Consider the following 20,269-nt stretch of genomic DNA (forward strand, 5'->3'; position numbering starts at 1 on the left):
ATGAACGGGTGACCTTTGGGAAATACTGAAGACCATCCACGAAAGAAACCCAAGGAGGTGTGCTGATGAACGATAACGAGAATAACGCAGAGCAGCTGCTGGAACGGGCAAAAGCCGCGGATTCGACCGATGAAGGACGAAAAGGCGCCTTCATGACGAAGGACGCCTGGAACCAGGACGGCAACCCTGCCGCAGCGGTGGATGAATTTGGCCCGGAGATGAAACCGGAGGACCCACCGACGTTGAATGGAAAGCCAGTGTAACTCGTTCGCGTTCGCAACCAGCTGGTCTTTTTCCGGTGTGCGGAATTACCAGGCGAATCTGTATGATTTTTCGAATATATTTTGCCGGAATCGTTAGAATCGACGAATTGTATTCGATTTTTCATACAGATTACTCCCTTCCAACTGCACCAAGCTCAAATCTGTATGATTTTTCGAATACATTTCTTCTGAAACGATGAAAGTGGAAGATTGTATTCGATTTTTCATATAGAATGCGCTTTAGATTGTACCCAGCGAGTCGCATCAACACCGCACATACTTCCGCTTAAATCCAAGCTGGCCGCGATCCAGGGCTTTTTGTATATTTTCCGAGGCGTTCAGGAACGTGTTCTTCTTGTTGTCCCGTTTCATCTCGACCGGACCGATCGCCTTGGCGGCCTCCACCGCTTGGTCGTGGAGCGGCTTATAAGATACGGCGACGGTGTAGACAAAGTTGTTCATCGCGGATTTGGTTCGTTCGGGCGCCTCATGGATCGTGTTCTTCACCGTTTCCAGCATGCCGGCGAGTTTGCTTTCGGAAAATTCGCTGTCCGGACGGCTCCCCAATAGCCAGCAATAACAGCTCCAGCCCGCCGACATCCTTAGCTCTTCCCCGCTGGCGATCCACTTGTCGGCAACCTCCTGGGCGATATCCGCCTCCGCCAAGGTAACGGCCACGACATAATCCGACAGCATATAGAAATAAGCCCCCTCGATCCAGCGCTCAAAATCCGTGTGCGTCATCGCTTTGGGATCGGCAATGATCCCGGCAAAATACATGGCATCGTAATTTCCCGTTGCGTATAGCTGCTCGGCCAAAGGCTGATTGATTTTGATTTGGCGGAACAACGGCTTCATCTCTCCAGTAGCCACGCCAAACAGCGGTTCCCGGGCGCCGTTTCCGAGATACATTTTCTTCAGCCGTTCCTTGCCGAGCGCCTCAAGCTCCTGCATCACGGTTTCCAGATTCATTATGGCCGACTCCCTTCATTCCGCATGGATGCTTTCGTCTAGCATACTACGTCGGGAGGGCTGGATTCAAATCCTAAACCGGCGGGCGTTCCATCGCGTTTACTTGCTGCGAGCCAATCGAAATCCTTGATCCGGACCCAAGCCGTTTGGTTCAAACTTGCCGCGAAACGAAACTTCGCTGCTGCCGATATCGCCGATCCAGCCGCCGCCTTTCACCACCCGGAAAGCGCCGCGGTCCACGCTCTTGTTCACATCGTCTCCATACCAATCCCAGCACCATTCCCTGACATTGCCGGACATATCGTACAGCCCCAACTCGTTTGGCTTCTTGCCGCCGACAGGTTGGGTGGTGCTGTGGTTGTTTTCGATGATCGGCCAGTTCCAGTCTCCGGTCAAGTATTTATCCCCGACATTCCGCCAATACCAAGCCACGTCATCCGCACGGGAGCTTCCGCTGTATTTGTTACTCCTGCTCCGTTGGCCGCCGCCGGCGGCATACTCCCACTCCGCCTCCGTCGGCAGCCGGTACCCGTTCGCCTCCGCATTGATCGATACGAGCCATTTCATGTGATCGTGTTCGCTTTGATTATTCGGGTCGATTTTACTCTTATCTATATGGTAAAAGGGCTTCAAGCCCTCTTTTATGCTCCGCTGATTGCAATACTCAATGACGTCGTACCAGCTTACCCTTTCCACCGGCAAATCGCTGCCTTGGAACTGGGACGGATTGCTGCCCATCACTTCCACCCATTCCTTCTGGGTGACTTCATATTTTCCGATATAAAAATCAGCCAGCGTGATATTCGAGCCGTAGTAATTGGACAGGGTGTTCATCACACTCCCGCCTTGAACCAGCACGAATTGATCGTTCAGCCGCTCCGGCTTTCCCGTAGCAACCAGCGAGCAGGCCGAGACCAGCAACATCATGGTGATGAACTGAAACATGAATCTGAACCGCTTCCTCATGGGTAGCTCCCCTTTGATTGAAAGATCGAGAAAGGCCGCCGGCGGTAAACCGAACGGCCTTGAGACGAAGTTCAGCGATGAACTAACCGATTACCACACCGTTACGTTAGAGCTTCCGCTGCTCTGATAGCCTTCCGTCGCCAGGACCTGATAAGCCCAACTGCTCCCCAAGTTCATGCCTTTGCTCTTCCAAGCGTTCACGTGATTGCTGAAAGTGATCGCGACGTTGTTGCCGGTTGGTCTTTTGGATTGCCGGACGCTCCAGAACTGTTGGAACGTTTGTGTGCCGTCGATCGAAGGCGCATTGTAGCGCATCGTCGTATAGATGTCGTAGGTGCCCCCGTCGCTGGTCACCGTGCCTTTATGGGTGCCGGTCGGCCGGTACGTGCCCCAACTGTCGACGACGTAATATTCGATCAGCGAGTTTCTTGTCCATCCGTAAAGCGTTAAATAGCCATTTCCCGAAGGAGCCCATACGCCGGCATTGTAATTGATCGTCCGATTGGGTGAACCGACGCTCCAGCCTTTGCCGACCACGAAATTGCCGGTATTGTACCAATTGACGCTGTAATTGCCTCCGGCCCCGTTTACCGCATTCACCGTCCCGCCGCCATCCGTCCAATTTTGCCAATAATCCGTTGCTGCATTAGAGGTCGCCCCAAACAAACCGAAACTCATCGAAGCCGCCAGGAGTAATGTAAACACTTTCTTTTTCAACTTCATGATCAATTCCTCCTCAGAACTCTTTTTTTAGAAAAGTCATTCGTTCCCGCTCCCTGCTTCTGCTTCATACCGAGATGCGACTTTGCTTTTGTGGGGCATCACCTACCCTGTGTCATAATCTAGAAACATTTAACTATCACCCCCTTTGTTAGAAAATTATAGAAGGTAAGCGCATACATTTCACTTCGCAAATTAAAGGTTTTACCTTGTTTTTTACATAGAATGATAGAATCGTGAGGGATGGAAAATCATAACCACCCGTCCAACGGGTGGTTTGCTCTTGGGGTATAACCCCCTGTTGCCAAACTGCGCCTAAAGACGCTAGCCTGACAATAAAATTGTTCAGGCTCAGTGTATTTTGTCACCTTCACTTACCAGTTAAACTGGTTTACTTCTTCTTGCCACCGTTACTGCTGAACGGATCTTCATATTCTTTTACACTCAGCTTATCCATCGCCTGGTCGTGTACTTCTTGTTCACGAATATACTTTGCTACGGTAGCTTCATTCAGTCCCACTGTACTCACATAATATCCCTCCGCCCAAAATTTTCGGTTCCCGTATTTATACTTTAATTGGGCATGTTTCTCAAAGATCATGAGGGAACTTTTTCCCTTCAGATATCCCATGAAAGATGACACGGATATCTTTGGTGGAATGGCTACCAACATGTGTACATGATCCGGCATCATATGACCTTCTAGAATCTCCACGCCTTTATACTTACATAGACGTTTGAAAATTTCGATCAAGTCTTTCCTCACTTGATTATAGATTTCTTTCCGTCTATACTTCGGGGTGAACACAATATGGTATTTGCACATCCACTTTGTGTGAGCAAGACTGTAGTTCTTGTTTGCCATCTAAGACCATTCCTTTCATTGAGCCTGAACATCTCAATTTTATCGGGATGGTCTTGTTGGTCAAACCCTCGTTCCCTCCACCCGCATAGCGGGTGGTTTTTTGTTTCGCACGCTTCGCGTACTCAACTGGCTAAAGCCTAAATAAAAAAACGACCCCATTGGGGCCGTCTGATTGGTTAGCATTCTTATGAGGGTTGCCGCACATTAAACCCCGGTATTCGCCTTGACGAGAACCTCGGCATATTTCGCCTCGTCCTTGCTGCGGGAAAGGAGGGTCCCGACAAATGCGGCAAGAAAGCCCAGCGGAATCGAAATGATCCCTGGATTCGTCATCGGGAAAATCGCCGTTCCGGTCAAGATCGCCTTGCCCGGTTCCGGGTCCCATACGTTCGGACTTAAGGCTACGAGAATAACCGTGCTGAACAAGCCGACCAGCATGCCGGAGATCGCTCCCGTGCGGTTGAATCTTCGCCAGAACACGGTGAACAGGATGATCGGCAGGTTGGCGCTTGCCGCGACCGCGAAAGCTAACGAGACGAGGAAAGCCACATTCATCTTCTGGGCGAACAAGGCGAGCAGGATCGATATGATCGATACACCGATCGAAGCCCAGCGAGCCATGCGCAGCTGCTCTCGTTCGGTCGCGTTGCCTCGGCGGACGATCTGGCCATAGAAGTCGTGCGCGAAGGCCGACGCGGCGGACAGAACGAGGCCGGTAACGACGGCCAGGATCGTCGCGAACGCCACCGCCGAGATGAAGGCGAACAGGAAGTCGCCGCCAAGCGCCTTGGCCAGCAGCGGAGCGGCCATATTGCCGGCCTTGTCGACGGCCGTGATCTCCCCGGTTCCAACGAACGCGGCGGCTCCGAAGCCGAGGAAGATGGTCATGACATAGAAGATGCCGATGATCCAAGTCGCGTAGACGACGGAGCTGCGGGCGGTACGAGCATCCTTAACCGTAAAGAAACGGGTCAAAATATGCGGCAGCCCGGCGGTCCCCAGCACCAGCGCCAGGTTGAGCGATAACGTCTCCAAGGGGACCTTGTACTTGTTGCCCGGATTCAGGTAGTTCTCCATCAATGGCGTCGCCGTTTTCATTTGCTCGAACATACCCGTCAAGCTGAAATCGAACTTTGCAAAGACCATCAGCGAGATGACGAAGGTACCGCCCATCAGCAAAATCGCTTTGGTGATCTGCACCCAGCTCGTGGCGTGCATCCCGCCGAACACGACGTATACGGTCATAAGCACCCCGACGATCAGCACCGACGTAACGTAATCGAGTCCAAGCAGGAGCTTGATCAGCGCCCCCGCTCCAACGAGCTGCGCAATCATGTAGAAGATCGAGATCGCAATCGTATTCAGCGCCGCGAACCCGCGAACCTCTTTGTTGGCAAAGCGGGCGGCAATCATGTCGGCTACCGTATATTTGCCCAAATTACGGAGCGGCTCGGCAACGAGGTACAGCACGACGAGGTAGGCAACCAGAAACCCGATGCTGTAGAAGAAGCCGTCGAAGCCAACCAAGGCAATCGACCCGGCGATGCCGAGAAACGACGCGGCCGACATATAGTCGCCGGCGATGGCGGTCCCGTTCTGCCAGCCCTTCAGCCCGCCGCCGGCCGTGTAGAATTCGCTGGTGTTGTTCGTTTTTTTGGCGGCAAAATAAGTAATGACCAACGTCAGCACCACAATCGCGCAAAATAAGGTGAACGCCATGATCGTTACGCCCCCATTTCCCGCCGAATTTCGTCCACTAACCGGTCAAAGCGCCGCGAAACGCGGGAGTAAAGGATACACAGCACCCACGTCATGACAAACTGGGCGAACGCGAACATCCAGGCCCAGGAAATCGGGCCGATCGCCGGTCGATTCAGCACCTCCGAATACGAAGTCATGACCGGAAGCGCAAAGTAAAACAGCAGAAAAAACACGGTTAGCGGGATAATGAATCTTTTCTTGCGGGAGATCAGCGTCTTGAACTTCGCGGAATGCAACACCTCGGTGTAGCTTTTCCCTTTTCCGGCTTTTGTAGCTTTCGCACCTTTCGCACCCATACGTTCCCCTCCAATCATGAACTTTGAAGATCACCCAATATATGTAAGCGTTTCGAATTCATTTTATGCAGGGGATGGCTTGCGAATGTTCAAATTTTAACCTTTCGGCAGTTTCATAGATTGAGCGTAGAGCGGCTCAGACGTTTCGTATCTTTCACAGCCCTTCCCACTTTGGGGTACTCCTTCAGATATGTAAACATACCGAAGGAAACCGCTGGAATCCCCCCCTTGGGCCCGATCACGTTCAATTGATTTTGAAAGATTCCCGGAGCAATAAAGCGCCGTGTATCATCGTTTTCTCGAAGGGGCGATCCGGGTCCGCCAGCCGTTGGAACAAGATCTCGACCGCCCGCCTTCCCAACGTCTCGTTCGGAACATGAATCGTGCTCAAGGACGGAAGGGCCGGGTCCCGTTCTTCGTCCGTGTGGTCGAAGCCTGTCACCGCCACTTCCTCCGGCACTTTAACGCCGTTGACGATCAATGATTTTAGAATAAGGTAAGCAAAAAAGTCGTTCCCGCAAACAAAAGCCGAAGGGAGCTTCCGATTCGCGGCGAGTTGGGGAATTTCCCGATCGACGATAAGGTAAGCGTCCTCCTCCAATTGGAGAAACGGATCTTCTTCCTGCGCCGGAACCGGCACCCCCGCCTCCTCCATCGCAATGCGATAGCCGAGCCAACGGTCGTGGAAGCTGCGGGAATATCCCGGGCTTCCGGCAAAGCGAAGGTCACGGCGGCCCGATTGAAGGACGAGCGAAGTCATCTGCCTCATACTGTCGTAATTATTCATGAACACCGAGTCGGAAGGAATGAGCGTGTCCTCATGATCGACAAGCACGAACGGAATGCGCAAATTCCGGATCTCGAGAAGCAACGGAGTCGCAATATACCCGATCCCGATCAAACCCAGTACGCCCTTCGGGTTTATGCTCTTGAGCGAGCGATCCGAATACCCTTCGGTCACCATCATGACACCAAGCTCGCGTTCCGCTAAAGCGGCGGTGACGCCGTCGATGATTCGGCCCCAGAACAGCGATTCCCGGCTTTGGAACCGAACATTTGGCATCAGGATGATCACCGTGCCCTTGGAAAGCGAAGTTTCGTCCCTCAAGTCCGGTCTTCCGGCGTTATCCTTCAGGGGAGACTGGGTTCTCCAGGAATAGCCCAGTTCATTCGCGGCCTGCACGATTCTCATCCTGGTTTCCTCGGAGACTCCGGGTTTGCCGGACAGCGCCTGGGACACGGCAAATTTGGACACGCCCACTTTTTCGGCAATCTGCTGCATGGTCACTTTCTTCAATCGAGGTTCCCTCCGTTAAATCAACTTCTCTTATTGTAGCAGAACTATCCCGTTTGAGAAGTCAACGCGAAAGCCACCTCACCGTCTCTTGGCGTACCACTCCTTCACCACTTGCTCGGCCTTCTTGCCGTAGATGTCAAAGCCGGTGTTCGCCGCCGCCGCCTCCAGCGGATAAAGCTTTACACTCCAATCCCACCAGAAAAAGCCGGCGAACCAAGGCTCCTCCCAAAACGTTTTGATCACGGAGCCGTAGAAATTCGCCTGCTCCTCCTCGCTCGCCGGCAGCTCCCGATGCGAGAAATCCCAAGGCATCATCGCACACCCCAACGCGCTGCGGCAACCGATCTCCAAGAAGGCGATCGGCTTGCCGAATTTGGCATGCAGCCGCGCCAGCTTATCTCTGACCGGCAGCCAGTTCTCCGCCATCGCCTCCTCGCTGTCCCCGGGACGGCCGGCAACAGGATAATAAGCACTCGTGCCGATGACGTCCACCCGATCGAACCAAGCGACCCCCTCCTCCTTGCCGTGATTGGCGTTATAGGTAATCGGGCCGCTGTAGAACTGGCGCACTCGTTCGATGACGGCGGTCCAATGATCCGTCTTCTTCTCCGTGGCCACCATCTCGCAGCCGATGCAGAACATCTCGCAGCCCAGTTCCTCCGCCAACTCGGCATAGTGGCACAAAAAGTTGGTGTACGAGCGGAACCACGCAGCCCAATACGGCTGCGCCCCCTCTTCTTCCGGAAACCCGATATGGGCGCGCCAGATGCCGTCCGCCGAATTGACGACCGGCTTCAGGCATACCTTCAGCCCCAACGCGTGGGCTTGCTTAACGATAAATTCGATATCCCGATCGGTCATCGTGGCGCCGTAATCGAACGGGATCTCGGTGGAGTAAATGCTTGGCTGAAGCGTATAAAAGGCCAAGGCAATCCATTCGCTGCCGGTCTCCTTCAGCCGGCGAAGCGAATCCAGCGCATAAGGCTGGCGGTAGGAGCCGCGCGTACTGTTCCAACCGTAGGTCATTCCTTTAATAAACATTTCTGTCACTCCCTCATGCTTGCAACTGTCTTAATCCACAAGATGGCAAGTCGCATAATGCCCTTCGGAAACTTTCTTCCGTTCCGGCTTGGCGTTCCTGCAGGCTTCCGACGCAAAAGGGCAGCGCGGATGGAAGGCGCACCCGCTCGGCGGGTGAAGCGGAGACGGGATTTCGCCTTGAATGGATATCATCTTTTGCTTATCCTCCGGACGATCCGGAATCTTTAAGATCGAATTCAGCAATACCTGGGTGTACGGATGCGTCGGTTTTCTGAACAATTCGTCCGCCGGCGCCTGCTCGACCACTTCCCCCAAATAAAGAACGGCGATCTCATCGCTCAAATATTCGACGACCGCTAGATTATGCGAGATAAAAATGTACGCAAGATTAAATTCCTTCTGCAAATCCCTAAGCAATTGAATGACCTGAACCTGGATGGACACGTCAAGCGCGGACACCGGTTCATCGCAAATCATCAGCTTCGGATTCAGCGACAACGCCCGGGCGATTCCCACGCGCTGAAGCTGCCCCCCCGACAATTCATGGGGATAGGCATACTGGACTTCATCGGGCAAGCCGACCCGCTCCAACAGCTCAAGCACGCGTTCGCGCCGGCTCGTTTTCGTTCCGATCTGATGGATGGCCATCGCGTCTTCAATGGCATCGCTCACCGTCATTCTCGGGTTCAAGCTCGCGTTCGGGTCCTGAAAGATAATCTGCATATCCTTCCGTAAAGGGCGCAGGTCTTTTTTCTTATATCGGGTGATGTCCGTTCCGTTGAAGATGACTTTGCCCCTGTCGGGATCCAAAAGACGCAACACCAGACGCCCCAGGGTGGATTTACCCGATCCGCTTTCGCCGACAAGCCCCAAGGTTTTCCCGGATTCCAGGGCAAAAGATACATTCTCGACGGCACGCAGCGCTTTACCCTGCTGACGAAAGGTTTTCGTGACGTTCTCGATTTGCAGCAACGCTTGATTAGGCAAGGGAAACAACCTCCTCGGCATGGTGGCAGGCGATTTGATGGTCTTCGCCGAAATCGCGAAGCTTGGGCACTTCATGGAGACAGCGGTCTGTCGCAAAAGAGCAGCGCTCGGCAAACGGGCAGCCGCTTGGCGGCTCAGTCAACGCTTTGGCCGCCCCCGGGATGGGCAGAATCTCTTGACCCTTGTGGCCGACCTCAATAATCGACCGTTTCAAACCGATTGAGTAAGGGTGGGCCGTCCGGCGAATGAAATGATCGGTCTTGGCCACCTCCATGATTTGGCCCCCGTACATGACGATGATTTTGTCGCAGAAATTCGTGGCCACCCCAAAGTCGTGCGTCACCATCACTACACTCATGCCCCGTTTGCGGCGCAATTCCTGCATCAGCGCCAGGATTTGCATTTGGACGGTCACGTCCAGCGCCGTCGTCGGCTCATCGGCAATCAAAAGCTGCGGTTCGCAGGCCAGTGCTATGGAGATCATGATGCGCTGGCGCATCCCGCCGGAGAACTCATGAGGATAATTGTTAAACCTTGATTTCGGATCGGGAATGCCCATCTCGTTCAGAAGCTGGAGGGTACGTTCATACGCTTCCTTGCGGCCGGCGTATTGGTGCGTGAGCATCGCTTCCATGATCTGATCTCCGATCCGCATGACCGGATTCAAGCTGGTCATCGGATCCTGGAAAATCACGCCGATGTCACGGCCGCGAATATCTTCCAATTGCTTGGGACGCAGCTTCAGCAAGTCTCTCCCCTGGAATTTCGCCGTTCCTGACGTAATTTTTCCGTTCTCGCGAATCAGGCCCAGCGAGGACATGAGCGTGACGGACTTGCCGGAGCCGCTCTCGCCGACGATGCCCAAGGTTTCGTTCTCGTGAATCGAAAAGCTGACGCCGTTGACGGCATATACTTCATCTTCGCTTCTGGCGAACTTGACGTGAAGGTTATCGATGTGAAGCAGCGGTTCGCTCATGTTCATTGCCCCCCCTTTGGACTGAATGCTTCCTGCAGACCGTCGGCTACAAAGAGGAAGGATAATAACGTGATCGCGAAGATGCCCGCCGGAAAATACAACAGCCACGGAAATCCGAGAATGTTCTCGCTGGCTTGGGCAATCATGTTGCCGAAAGACGGAATCGGAGGTTGAAGCCCCATACCGAAAATACTCAGTCCCGCGATCTGAGTCAGATCGCCGGGGATGCCGAAGGCAAGCGAAACCCCCATGCTGCCGATGACGTTAGGGAACATGTATCGTCTTGCGATATGCGCTTGGGACGCGCCCAAAGCGGTTGCCGCTTCCACCATCTCGCTGTTTCGCATGCCGAGGACCAAGCTGCGGATCAGTCTTGCATAGCCGGCCCATCCGGGAATACCGATCGCTAAGATCAACGACCAGTACCCGCGGCCCAACAATATGACCAAGATCAAGGCAAACAGAAATCCCGGCAGCGTCATCATGAAGTCGACGGCGCGCATTACGATCATGTCCACAATCCCGCCGCGCAAGCCGGCCCAGAGCCCCAGGACCACGCCGATCAGAAAACTGACCAAAGTCGCTCCCACGGCGATAATCAGCGCGCTGCGGATACTGTATAAAATCTGGCTAAACATGTCGTGTCCGACGTTATCCGTGCCGAAAATATGCTGCCAGGACGGCCCTTGGTTAATCGCCAAAAAATCGCCCGTTCGATAATCATACGGAGCCACCCAAGGCCCGATGATTCCGGCAAGACAGAAGATAATCACCCATACGAGGCCGATGACAGCGAGGCGATGTTTCTTAAAACGTTTCCAACCCTGGTAAAACTCCGATCGGCGGAGATTACTCTTCTCTTTCTTAAGGACAACGTCCGAATGCGTCCCTGTAACGGTTCTGGCCAATGGCGCCCCCTCCTTGATCGCTTACTGTTCTGCCCTCTTACAATTTGACCCGGGGATCAATCAAGGCATAGATAATGTCAACCAGCAAGTTCATGATCATGATCATGGAACCCAGCAAAAATACGGACGTAATCGCCAGCGGAAAATCGAAGCTGGTGAACGCCGTCTGCATCACCTGGCCCAACCCCGGAATCGCGAAGATTTGTTCCACCCAAATAGTTCCCATCACCGTAAACGCAAATTGCGGTCCGATGACGGTAATCATCGCGGTGAGCGAGTTTTTGACGCCATGTTTCATGATCATCGGCCAGTATTTGACACCCTTGGCTTTGGCGGTCCGGATATAATCGGACCTCAGCGTTTCGATTAAGCTTCCGCGCATATATCTGGCTACGACGCCGACATTCGCCGCGGACAAACAAATGATCGGCAAAATCGCCTGCTCCCAACGGCCCCAGCCGGTTACCGGCAATATCCCCTGGAAAACGACCCCAAACAGCAAAACCAAAATCACCGCAAGAACAAACGCCGGAATCGCTTGCCCTGCCAGGGAAACGGTACTCACGAGGTAATCGATCCAGGTATTCCGTTTCAGCGCGGCTATGATACCAAGCGGCACCCCGACCAGAACCGACAGCATGACGGACCCGAAGGCCAAAATAACGCTGACCGGCAAGGTGCGCTGCAGCTGCGAGGCGATGCTAAGCGACGGATTTTGCATGGAATTGCCGAAATCAAACGTCAATTCATGCCAAACATATTTCAGAATCTGTTGCCAAAGCGGCAAATTCAGGCCATACCGGCTTTGAAATTGCTCCATGACTTCCTGATATAGCACGGGATTCTGTCCTTGCAGCGGCGCCAGGGCCGTAGCCATCGTACTCGTATTCATGAACCCGCCCGGCGAAAAGTACATCATGATATAGCTAACCGTAATGACCAGGATTAAGGTGATAATGATTTCGACAATGCGCTTTGCGATGAATCTGAATACGGCCATGATTGAGCCTCCTTGACCGATTCGCGGACACCGGAACGGGTGCCCGCGACAGGTGCCGTGTATTTAATCCACATTCAGAAAGTGCAGGTTGTAGAAATTGCCCCATGCCCAAGGGTTCGATTGCACCCCGGTGATCCCCGGTTTAACCAAGAAGTACTGCATTTGGTAGAACAACGGAATGGCATAAGCGTCTTCCATTAGCGAATTTACCAGCTTGGCTGCAATCGGCGCGGCCTCATCGACGGTCAGGCTATTTACGAATTGGGCCTGCCACATTCGCTGATCCCGTAATTTCTCCGATTCCGAGGTGGTCCGGTTATAGTAAACCTGTACATCCAGTGCGTTCTGGTTCAGCTTGCCTCCCGGAGCATTCGGCGCCACGAACGTCCATGCCGTCACAAAAGCCGCATGTTTCTCGTCGTTGGTCTTGGCGTTTTTCCAAACATCGACGATTTGCTGCCACTGCTCGGCCGTTGTCGGAACTCCCTCTTGTTTCAGATAGGGCTGCCACTCGGCAGGCTGTTCGGAAATCCATTTTTCCAGAAAGGCGATATCTTCTTGGGCCGCCCGTTCCAAAGCCGCCCAATCGCTCCACTCTACGCCCGCCTTGGGATCCTCCGGATTGCCGTATTTTTCGATGGCCGGCTTATAATAGACCTCTTTGCTCCAGTCAACAAAGTTCTTCGTTGCTTCCAACGGAGCATCCAACGTTCCGATTGAATACAGCTGTTGGGTTGCTCCCATATCCAGCGTTCCCGGCTCGCTCCAGTTCGTGGCCCCGGAGGACAAGACAAACCCCGGCTTTGCATTGGCTTGCGGCCCGTTGTACTGGTAGGCATTGAATTGCGCTTCGTTCAGCTGCACGATTTCCGTCTTGATTCCCAAGTTTTGCTGCAGGATTTGGCCCAACGCCAAAGCGATTTGTTCGCCTTGCGCATCCACTTGCTTGACACCGATGTAAAGCGTTAGCGTCGGCAGGCCTTTGCCGCCTTCATACCCGGCTTCTTTCAACAGTTGCTTGGCGCCTTCGAGATCCTCGTCGATGCCCTTTTCGAGCTTTTCGGTCGGCCAACCCGGCGAGGCAAAGATATTCGTGGCCCCTCCCATACCGTTGAGAACCGAATCAACGATCGGCGCGCGCTGTATCGCCTTGGCGATGGCCTGGCGCACTTCTTTTTTATCGTAAGGGGATTCGGTCGCCGGATTGCTCCATGCCATATAGCGGATAGAATAGTTCGGCGCCGAGTAAAGCTGGGATTTTAATTCGGTCGTCTTTACGTATTGCAAATCCGAAGGGGTTTGGACGAGAACGACATCCGCATGGCCGGACATGTAATCTTCGACCGGAACCGTCGTGGCCGGAAGCACATGGATCGTCTCGACGTTGCCGTGATTGAGCTGCCCTTCTGCGCCGACATAATTCGGGTTTCTCACCAACACAAGCTCGCCGTTAGGAACGAACGATTTCACCATGAAAGGACCGTTGCCGACGAAATTCTCCGGCTCGAACCATTTGCCCGGATGCGCTTGGACATTCTTCTGATTCATCGGCATCGACCCGGCGAGAACCAGGCTGCCCAACAAGGCGTGAGGCAGCGTCGTCGTGATTTCCAGGGTATAGTCGTCGATGACCTTCAGACCGACTTCTTCTTTGCCGACGGAGCCGGCATGGTAAGCATAGCTGTTCTTCACGTAATTCAGTACGCTAAGCCAAAGCTGTGCGGTCGTATTGGCCGGATCCAGCTGGTACATGTAGGAATAATAGAAATCATGCGCCGTGACCGGATCGCCGTTGGACCATTTGGCATCTTTCCGAAGCGTAAACGTCCAGGTTTTCTTATCTTCGGAAACCGTATAACCCGTTGCGATTTTCGGAACGATTTCATGGTCTTGGTTATAACCGTAAAGCCCTTCCAGCAGGGTTCCCTGTCCTACCAGAATCTGCCCTTGCCATTGCGTCGGGTCCAAGGTAGGCATTTTCGGGTTGAAGACGGTTACTTTGCTTCCGGCTTTCACATCAGGGTCTGAAGCGCTTACATTTTTAAGGGACTTCCGTTCCTTCCCGCGATCCGTCTTGGCCGAGTTCCCCCCGTTGTCCGCAGTGCCGTTGTTATTGGCGCTGCTGCCGGAATTGCCGCCCGAACAAGCCGCCGCGAATATCAATACCAACGACAGAACCAAAGCGATCATCCTGCTCCCCTTTTTCACCTTTAAGCCAACCTCCTTAAGTCATCCTCATTTTTTAAAGATTCTCAAAGAAATCGTGACGCCAAAACCAACATTCCCCTTGCTCATCCCCTAACAGTTAGCATAATAAAAACCTCGATGTTAGGCTAACAAATATGCCGCAAATCTCAATTATGTTATCGCTTTCATTTTATGATTTCGCCATTTTTGTGTCAATAGCTAAATATAGTCGTGGGAATTTTTATTTTTTTTTACAAATCGCGATTTGGTCCAACATTTGTTATTCAATATTAACAATCTAGTTAGTTTAAACGGTAAATTTTTTTGCTATTTTGCACTTTTTCGTTTATATAGTTAGGATAACAAAATCTATCAAAATCCGTCGCCCTTTAGAGAGCAAGGAATAAATGGCACTCGCCAGAAGAATGAAGAATTAAACGGGGCATACTATTAAAATGGTTTTTTGGGGAGGGGAGGGGATATCCTAGCGCGCAGCAAAGAAATTCAAGCACGTCCCGTTTCGTAAGGCGGCTTCGGTACCCGAAGCCGCTCTTTCATCGAGCCGTTATTCCAATGCATTCAACAGCGCTTTATAGTTGACGTCAAAACACGGGGTTGAAATATTCATCTTCTTCCCTATTTCGTACACGCTTCCGCAAACATAAAGCAAATCATCTTTATTCGCATGAAGCTCCATAATTTGTCGCGTTAGCCGGTTGGTGCGGAACATCCGTTTCATGATGAGGCCGGCCAGCAAGGACGGGATTTTATAGGGAATCAGCTCATTTCTGTAATTTTTAAGATCGACGTTTCTTGCTTCCACTACTTTCACACATTCGCGAATGGTCAGGATGGCTTCCCTTAGCGCAGGTGCCCGGCTCATCAACCTTCTCGCTGCGGCGACACTGTCCTTAATGTCCCCGAGGCTTGCTGCGGTTGTGATAACGCCTGCATTGATCGCCATGTGCAGCCATATCCATTCAAGCATATCGTACGGGCATTCAGCCTTTATTCCGGATTGGTTCAATAGAGAAATAATATCATCATACCGATCAATGCCCGCTTTGTCTTTACGCTCTATCATCATATGACCGAACAGAACGCTGTCCAACCGAGCCTTTTCCATATCGATTTGGCCGCCGGCTACAGGGTAGCCCAAAATATACTTTCTGCCGTTCATGATTTCGTCCAAATCTTTTCTTTCTTCTCTAACGCCATTAAGCACAAGAATGGTTCCGCCGATACGGTTCTGATTCAAAGTATCGACGGCTTCCTTGAGACGACCGCCGGAGACGCTGACAACGATCAGGTCGTAGCTTTCATCTTGCCGTGCCATGGCGACCGTGTAAGTATCCTCAATGTCCTCGCCTTGTTTGCTTTTTCTACCGTCCAAGAGCTTAACCGAAATTTTATCCGGACATTTCTTTCTGTTATGTTCCCTGATCAAATGCGCGGTTTCAAATCCGGATTTCTGAAAAACATAAGCATAGGTCGTCCCAATGACGCCAAGCCCCAAAATCATGATCTTCATATAGTTCTCCTCTTTAGCGCATGGACCCTATAAAATGAAACGTCCCTTTCCGGGCCCCTAAAATTTTTTCCATTGCGTCAGAGAAGGCAAGTATTTTCTTGTCCATCATTTCTTGCTCCCACCGAAACAAGTCGGCGTCCAAATAAAAATTGGCAAGGGAAATGATCATTTCTGCGGCTTCCAGTGGGAACTCCGTGCCGAACACTTGCTCCTCAACGCCCTTTGCAATCATCTTTGAATACACCGGAGCCAATTGCCTCGTCAAAGCGATCATCAACTTTTGATGAAAAACCGCATTATCCGGGGCGTTCATCCGGGCATCCTCTTGTTCATCATCGTGAAAAAAGCGAACGCAGAACAACATCATGCGGATAAGCCTTTGATCGGCCGATAACTCAAGCGAGTCGTTATCCAGCATCTTGCCGATGCACAGATTCACCCTCATTTCGATACAGAGGTCCGCACATTCTTCTTTTGAAGCAAAGTAGTGGTAAAAAACCCCTTTAGGTATCGACAACTCTTTTAAGATCAAAGCCAGCGTAGTGTTCTCGTACCCGTTGCGCACAAAAATATTCCACATTCGATCAGTCAGATCGTGGCGTTTATTATTAAATTCTTTCTTGGTCCGTGCCGTAATGCATTCACCTCCAACATATAATTAGACCAATGGTCTAATTATTGTCTACAATTTCTCCCTTGTCAATAGATCATCGGGTTTCAAAATGGTCTCACACCCATTGAATATCGCAAATCTTTTGAAACAAGCGTCCAAAGCGGTTCGCAATTTCTTGGTTTGTTTCACCCCGTTCTCATACCAGATGTTTTTAACGACAAGGCTCCTCGTTTGTCGCTCCACGATGGCCTCGACCCGACCGATGAAGTTCTCTCCGTATAATAGAGGCAATACATAATATCCGAATCTCCGCTTGATTAAAGGCGTGTAAATCTCCCAGGTGTAATCAAAGCCAAATAATTCGTGGATAAGCTTCCTGTCCCATATCAAATTATCCAGCGGAGCAATCAGCTCGCAGCGGGGGGCCGGCTCCGGATTGTTCAAGACAGTTTCAATCAGCGGCAAGTCTTCCGCGCGGCAATAGAGCGTATCTTTGATTTGTTCAACGGTAACCGCCAAAATTCGAGCTTCGTTCAACAACCGGCGGAACACCTCGTTACGTTCATCCGATTTCAGTCCCCAAATGTTCAGCCATGCATCGGATGCGCGATTCCATATAAGACCAACAGCACCGATCCGGCGCAATACCCGCCATTTTTGATGTTCAAGCTCGTCGGGCAGCGGCTCCGGGGCATTCAGCAAATGGGCCTGTATGTATTTTTCGGCGATGTCGTAGTATTTTCGCGTCCCTTTTTTGTGGTGAATGATCAACTCACCGGTCGAATACATCTGCTCCAGTACCGAACGGGAGGCCCTGTTTCCGCCGCTCCAGTGGATAGCCGATTGCCAGGCGAAATCACCGTCCAATTGGATATCATCCGAACTGAGCGCACCATACTTTTGAATATGAGCACGCACTTGCTCTGTCAGAGCTTGCATCTCGGGATAGTTTCCGGCATGTTGCCGGGCGGCTCGCCTGTACCTCTCAAAATACGGCCAGTCCTCGACAGGGAGGATGGCGAGGTTTTTATCGGGATAATCGACTAAACGTCGATCCTTATACAACAGCTCGTCGAGCATTGCCTTGGAAAACCCCTTGATTCGCGACTGCAGCACCAGTTCGGAATTTTTTCCGCAAACATCGATCGGATCATATTGAATACAGCCGGCCTGCCGAACAAAATCCAACACGCCCTGTTTCCCCGCAAATCGATGTTTACCCAGTAAACCGTGCTTCAACAACATAAATTGTCGTGCTTGGCGGATTGTTAATTTGATCATTGGACACCGTCCCGTCATCAATTTGCTTTCACAGATATGTTATCTTCATTATAATCATCTACTTATGCCGACTTTCCCACTCCTCCCTCGTCATGGAGTACCGTACGCTGTCCTTCAAATTCCGGCTGTATTTACGCAGGGTTCCTTCATACGTAAAGCTGCATTTTTCAATCACCCGTTTGGATTTGGGGTTGTCCGGATAATGGCATCGCTTTCCCGCCATTCCCGTAGGATTAAGCGATCCGTTTCCAATGTTCTCATGCTGCTTGCCCCCCCATTGGAAGATCTTTCAACTTGATTGTAGCAGCTTTCACAAAAATGAGAATGACCTTTAAGTGCAAAGAAAACTTGACACAATCAGGTGAAGAAGCAGAAAACCCGGACACCCGAATTATCGGGTTCCGGGTTCTTGCGTGTCCACATGCTTGATCAGTTGGTCAATCTGAGGTAGATCTTTGATCTCGCGGATCTTCGCCAATTGACCGGTGCCCGCTCCGGATCCGCTTCGGTGAAGCTGGCGACATAGACGGGTGCCGGAAGGTCATGGAGCAGCCCGAGCTGATGCCACTCCGCGGATCCTAAAATTTGAGAATTCCGGTGGTATGCAGCAGGACCAGGAATACGAGCACCGGAGCGATATACCGAACCATAAACAGCCATACCCGGAACCATCCTGCTTTGAGCCCCGCGGCTTCCGCTGCATTTTTCCAGAAGTACCCCGCAAAGATTGTGGTGATCAGGCCGCCGAGCGGCAACAAAATATTCGAGGTGATGAAATCGAGCCAGTCAAAGAAGTTCTTTCCGCCCATTTCCGTGAATGCCGGGACGACCCCAAAGGATAAGGCAGAAGGAAGCCCTACCAACAGAATCAGCACGCTGACGATCGTCACGGATCTTCCGCGTCCCCAGCCCCAACGGTCCATGACATAAGAGACCGGGACTTCCAGCAGCGAAACCGAGGAAGTTAATGCCGCAATCGCCAGCAGGATGAAGAACAACCCGCCGAAGAAGGCTCCCAGCGGCATCGCCGAAAATGCGGCAGGCAGCGCGATGAAGACCAGAGACGGCCCCGCATCAGGCTCCAACCCAAAAGAGGCGGTCGTCGGGAAAATAATCAAACCCGCAACAAACGCATAGATCAAGTCCCCTGTCCCAATCGCCAGGGTTGCCGTGCCGAGAGATTGGCGCTTGTCCACATAAGCTCCATAAGTAAGCAAAATCCCCATCCCTAGCGACAACGAGAAAAAGGCATGGCCCAGCGCAACCAAAGCCGCTTCCGGACTCAATTTCGAGAAGTCGGGCCGAAGGAAGAAGGACACGCCCGCTTCAGCTCCGGGCAAGGTCAAAGCCCGAATCATCAAAATAACCAAAAGAACGATCAAGCCCGGAATCAGCACCTTGTTGAACTTCTCGATGCCGCCGGAGATCCCTCTCCCCACCACGATTCCGGTAACCAGCACGGCCGCCGCCTGCCAAACGAGTGGCATGTAACTTTGGGTGAACGTGCTGAATTGCCCACTGTAGTCGGAATTGGTGTACAGATTTCCGCCGAAGGACTGTACGGCATAATGAAGCGTCCAGCCGGCGACGATGACATAAAAACTCAAGATGAGAAAAGGTGCGATGACTTGCAGCAAACCGAGGCGGCCAAATACTTTGGGACCGCCGGCTTTGACGTAGGACGTGGACGCGCTGCCTCGGCCCGACCGCCCGATGGCCAGCTCGGCCAATAGTAGAGGCAAGCCGATCAGGATTAAACAGATGATGAACAGCAGGAAGAAGGCGGCCCCTCCGTGTTCTCCCGTAATATACGGAAATTTCCACATATTCCCCAGCCCCACGGAGCTGCCGATGGCGGCCAAGATAAAGCCGGCAGAAGAGAACCGTTCATTTCGTCCTTGGCCTAGATTATTTTGCATTGTTTTCATGTTGATCCCCCAGTTTTTTAAACATCTTTTTATTATAAATAAAATGCTGGGATATAGCGCTATGAAATTTTTCCATTTGGCAACACTTTTTTTTCAACCAAAGAACGGTTTCCTAACGGAGATCAGCAATACCGTTCCGTAAATTACGGCTTACGCATGAAAATGGAAATCCCAATTTAGAGAAGACACCCGGCGGAGTTCCGGGTGTCTTCTGACGTTTCTATCGGACTTCTGAACGCTAAGGTCCAACTAATTGGATGAGGAAGTATCCAGCAGCGCCACAACCAACTGTACTCCATCCTTCACGCCTTGAAGATATAACTGCTCCTGCTCTGCAGCTCGCCTGTGGAGATGCTTTTCCTCCCACTCCATAAACCCCGGCCAATCTCTATGATCCACGCCGGAAAACATGGCAGCCATAGCCGTAAGCTCATCCGTACGCAGCTTTCGAAACCGGGGTTGGCGTTCAATTTGAATCATCACTTGGTCCAATCTTTGCTGAATCGCACTTTGAAACCAAGGCGGGATTGTCATTGATCTCTCCTCCTTTTCGACCATTATCAAAACACAAGAATGAATTACATATGTAAAAATAAATGTAATATATTTACAATTTGTTGAATACTTTATCTGTTGGGAACAGTATATCAGACTGATAATGAGCTTGAAAGGGGTAA

20 protein-coding genes are annotated in these 20,269 nt (G+C 51.8%); 1 reads left to right on the top strand and 19 read right to left on the bottom strand.

The genetic code is table 11. The features are described 5' to 3' along the window. Window positions 1-65: 65 nt before the first annotated feature. Window positions 66-263 (top strand): hypothetical protein, encoded by a 198-nt coding sequence (locus MJ257_RS07025; protein ID WP_240268553.1) that lies wholly within the window; start codon window positions 66-68, stop codon window positions 261-263. Between the two features lie 264 nt (window positions 264-527). On the opposite strand, the gene MJ257_RS07030 is transcribed toward MJ257_RS07025, so the two are convergent. From MJ257_RS07030 to MJ257_RS07120, 19 genes are all read right to left on the bottom strand, one after another. Next, a complete protein-coding gene (locus tag MJ257_RS07030) occupies window positions 528-1,235 on the bottom strand; it encodes a DNA alkylation repair protein (protein ID WP_240268554.1) in 708 nt (235 codons plus the stop codon). Window positions 1,236-1,334: 99 nt separating this feature from the next. Further along, the gene (locus tag MJ257_RS07035; protein WP_240268555.1) at window positions 1,335-2,201 is read right to left on the bottom strand and encodes a formylglycine-generating enzyme family protein; all 867 of its coding nucleotides are present in this window, start codon (window positions 2,199-2,201) and stop codon (window positions 1,335-1,337) included. Between the two features lie 90 nt (window positions 2,202-2,291). Next, the gene (xynA, locus tag MJ257_RS07040) at window positions 2,292-2,927 is read right to left on the bottom strand and encodes an endo-1,4-beta-xylanase XynA (RefSeq protein ID WP_504928357.1); all 636 of its coding nucleotides are present in this window, start codon (window positions 2,925-2,927) and stop codon (window positions 2,292-2,294) included. Window positions 2,928-3,312: 385 nt separating this feature from the next. Next, window positions 3,313-3,786 carry an IS200/IS605 family transposase gene (gene tnpA, locus MJ257_RS07045; protein ID WP_240268557.1) on the bottom strand — a complete coding sequence of 158 codons (474 nt, stop codon included), beginning with the start codon at window positions 3,784-3,786 and terminating at the stop codon, window positions 3,313-3,315. Between the two features lie 204 nt (window positions 3,787-3,990). After that, on the bottom strand, window positions 3,991-5,505 hold the full coding sequence (locus tag MJ257_RS07050; RefSeq protein ID WP_240268558.1) for a solute symporter family protein: 1,515 nt from the start codon (window positions 5,503-5,505) through the stop codon (window positions 3,991-3,993). Window positions 5,506-5,510: 5 nt separating this feature from the next. Then, window positions 5,511-5,843 carry a DUF485 domain-containing protein gene (locus MJ257_RS07055; RefSeq protein ID WP_240268559.1) on the bottom strand — a complete coding sequence of 111 codons (333 nt, stop codon included), beginning with the start codon at window positions 5,841-5,843 and terminating at the stop codon, window positions 5,511-5,513. Between the two features lie 244 nt (window positions 5,844-6,087). Then, on the bottom strand, window positions 6,088-7,131 hold the full coding sequence (locus MJ257_RS07060; protein WP_240268592.1) for a LacI family DNA-binding transcriptional regulator: 1,044 nt from the start codon (window positions 7,129-7,131) through the stop codon (window positions 6,088-6,090). Window positions 7,132-7,218: 87 nt separating this feature from the next. Continuing rightward, window positions 7,219-8,181, bottom strand: a complete 963-nt coding sequence (locus MJ257_RS07065; protein ID WP_275693724.1) for a glycoside hydrolase family 113 — start codon at window positions 8,179-8,181, stop codon at window positions 7,219-7,221. Window positions 8,182-8,211: 30 nt separating this feature from the next. Then, entirely contained in the window at window positions 8,212-9,168 is a 957-nt protein-coding gene (locus tag MJ257_RS07070; RefSeq protein ID WP_240268561.1) for an ABC transporter ATP-binding protein, read from the bottom strand. Beyond that, window positions 9,161-10,144: an ABC transporter ATP-binding protein gene (locus MJ257_RS07075; RefSeq protein WP_240268562.1), complete on the bottom strand. Its 984-nt coding sequence runs from the start codon at window positions 10,142-10,144 to the stop codon at window positions 9,161-9,163. The genes MJ257_RS07070 and MJ257_RS07075 overlap by 8 nt, the downstream gene beginning before the upstream one ends. Before the next feature lie 2 nt (window positions 10,145-10,146). After that, window positions 10,147-11,052, bottom strand: coding sequence for an ABC transporter permease (locus tag MJ257_RS07080; protein WP_240268563.1), 906 nt, complete (start codon window positions 11,050-11,052; stop codon window positions 10,147-10,149). A 37-nt stretch (window positions 11,053-11,089) separates the two neighbouring features. Continuing rightward, window positions 11,090-12,052, bottom strand: a complete 963-nt coding sequence (locus tag MJ257_RS07085) for an ABC transporter permease (RefSeq protein WP_240268564.1) — start codon at window positions 12,050-12,052, stop codon at window positions 11,090-11,092. 63 nt (window positions 12,053-12,115) lie between these two features. Next, window positions 12,116-14,221, bottom strand: a complete 2,106-nt coding sequence (locus tag MJ257_RS07090; RefSeq protein ID WP_240268565.1) for a peptide ABC transporter substrate-binding protein — start codon at window positions 14,219-14,221, stop codon at window positions 12,116-12,118. Window positions 14,222-14,804: 583 nt separating this feature from the next. After that, window positions 14,805-15,770: a ketopantoate reductase family protein gene (locus MJ257_RS07095; protein WP_240268566.1), complete on the bottom strand. Its 966-nt coding sequence runs from the start codon at window positions 15,768-15,770 to the stop codon at window positions 14,805-14,807. A 13-nt stretch (window positions 15,771-15,783) separates the two neighbouring features. After that, window positions 15,784-16,350: a TetR/AcrR family transcriptional regulator gene (locus MJ257_RS07100; RefSeq protein ID WP_240268567.1), complete on the bottom strand. Its 567-nt coding sequence runs from the start codon at window positions 16,348-16,350 to the stop codon at window positions 15,784-15,786. A gap of 102 nt (window positions 16,351-16,452) precedes the next feature. Beyond that, complete coding sequence (locus MJ257_RS07105) at window positions 16,453-17,664, bottom strand: winged helix-turn-helix domain-containing protein (RefSeq protein ID WP_240268568.1); 1,212 nt, start codon at window positions 17,662-17,664, stop codon at window positions 16,453-16,455. Between the two features lie 58 nt (window positions 17,665-17,722). Continuing rightward, on the bottom strand, window positions 17,723-17,887 hold the full coding sequence (locus MJ257_RS07110) for a GNAT family N-acetyltransferase (protein ID WP_240268569.1): 165 nt from the start codon (window positions 17,885-17,887) through the stop codon (window positions 17,723-17,725). Window positions 17,888-18,242: 355 nt separating this feature from the next. Then, window positions 18,243-19,592, bottom strand: a complete 1,350-nt coding sequence (locus MJ257_RS07115) for a sodium-dependent transporter (RefSeq protein ID WP_240268570.1) — start codon at window positions 19,590-19,592, stop codon at window positions 18,243-18,245. Between the two features lie 249 nt (window positions 19,593-19,841). Beyond that, window positions 19,842-20,126 (bottom strand): hypothetical protein, encoded by a 285-nt coding sequence (locus tag MJ257_RS07120; RefSeq protein WP_240268571.1) that lies wholly within the window; start codon window positions 20,124-20,126, stop codon window positions 19,842-19,844. Between the last annotated feature and the right edge of the window lie 143 nt (window positions 20,127-20,269).

Source organism: Paenibacillus timonensis (assembly GCF_022427145.1).
Taxonomy (GTDB): Bacteria; Bacillota; Bacilli; order Paenibacillales; family Paenibacillaceae; genus Fontibacillus; species Fontibacillus timonensis.

What these genes read in the sequence shown, in the direction of transcription:
- MJ257_RS07025 (WP_240268553.1), top strand. Translation starts at nt 66, where the DNA reads ATGAACGATAACGAGAATAACGCAGAGCAGCTGCTGGAACGGGCAAAA.
- MJ257_RS07030 (WP_240268554.1), bottom strand. Translation starts at nt 1,235, where the DNA reads ATGAATCTGGAAACCGTGATGCAGGAGCTTGAGGCGCTCGGCAAGGAA.
- MJ257_RS07035 (WP_240268555.1), bottom strand. Translation starts at nt 2,201, where the DNA reads ATGAGGAAGCGGTTCAGATTCATGTTTCAGTTCATCACCATGATGTTG.
- tnpA (WP_240268557.1), bottom strand. Translation starts at nt 3,786, where the DNA reads ATGGCAAACAAGAACTACAGTCTTGCTCACACAAAGTGGATGTGCAAA.
- MJ257_RS07050 (WP_240268558.1), bottom strand. Translation starts at nt 5,505, where the DNA reads ATGGCGTTCACCTTATTTTGCGCGATTGTGGTGCTGACGTTGGTCATT.
- MJ257_RS07055 (WP_240268559.1), bottom strand. Translation starts at nt 5,843, where the DNA reads ATGGGTGCGAAAGGTGCGAAAGCTACAAAAGCCGGAAAAGGGAAAAGC.
- MJ257_RS07065 (WP_275693724.1), bottom strand. Translation starts at nt 8,181, where the DNA reads ATGTTTATTAAAGGAATGACCTACGGTTGGAACAGTACGCGCGGCTCC.
- MJ257_RS07075 (WP_240268562.1), bottom strand. Translation starts at nt 10,144, where the DNA reads ATGAGCGAACCGCTGCTTCACATCGATAACCTTCACGTCAAGTTCGCC.
- MJ257_RS07085 (WP_240268564.1), bottom strand. Translation starts at nt 12,052, where the DNA reads ATGGCCGTATTCAGATTCATCGCAAAGCGCATTGTCGAAATCATTATC.
- MJ257_RS07095 (WP_240268566.1), bottom strand. Translation starts at nt 15,770, where the DNA reads ATGAAGATCATGATTTTGGGGCTTGGCGTCATTGGGACGACCTATGCT.
- MJ257_RS07100 (WP_240268567.1), bottom strand. Translation starts at nt 16,350, where the DNA reads ATGTGGAATATTTTTGTGCGCAACGGGTACGAGAACACTACGCTGGCT.
- MJ257_RS07105 (WP_240268568.1), bottom strand. Translation starts at nt 17,664, where the DNA reads ATGATCAAATTAACAATCCGCCAAGCACGACAATTTATGTTGTTGAAG.
- MJ257_RS07110 (WP_240268569.1), bottom strand. Translation starts at nt 17,887, where the DNA reads ATGGCGGGAAAGCGATGCCATTATCCGGACAACCCCAAATCCAAACGG.
- MJ257_RS07115 (WP_240268570.1), bottom strand. Translation starts at nt 19,592, where the DNA reads ATGAAAACAATGCAAAATAATCTAGGCCAAGGACGAAATGAACGGTTC.
- MJ257_RS07120 (WP_240268571.1), bottom strand. Translation starts at nt 20,126, where the DNA reads ATGACAATCCCGCCTTGGTTTCAAAGTGCGATTCAGCAAAGATTGGAC.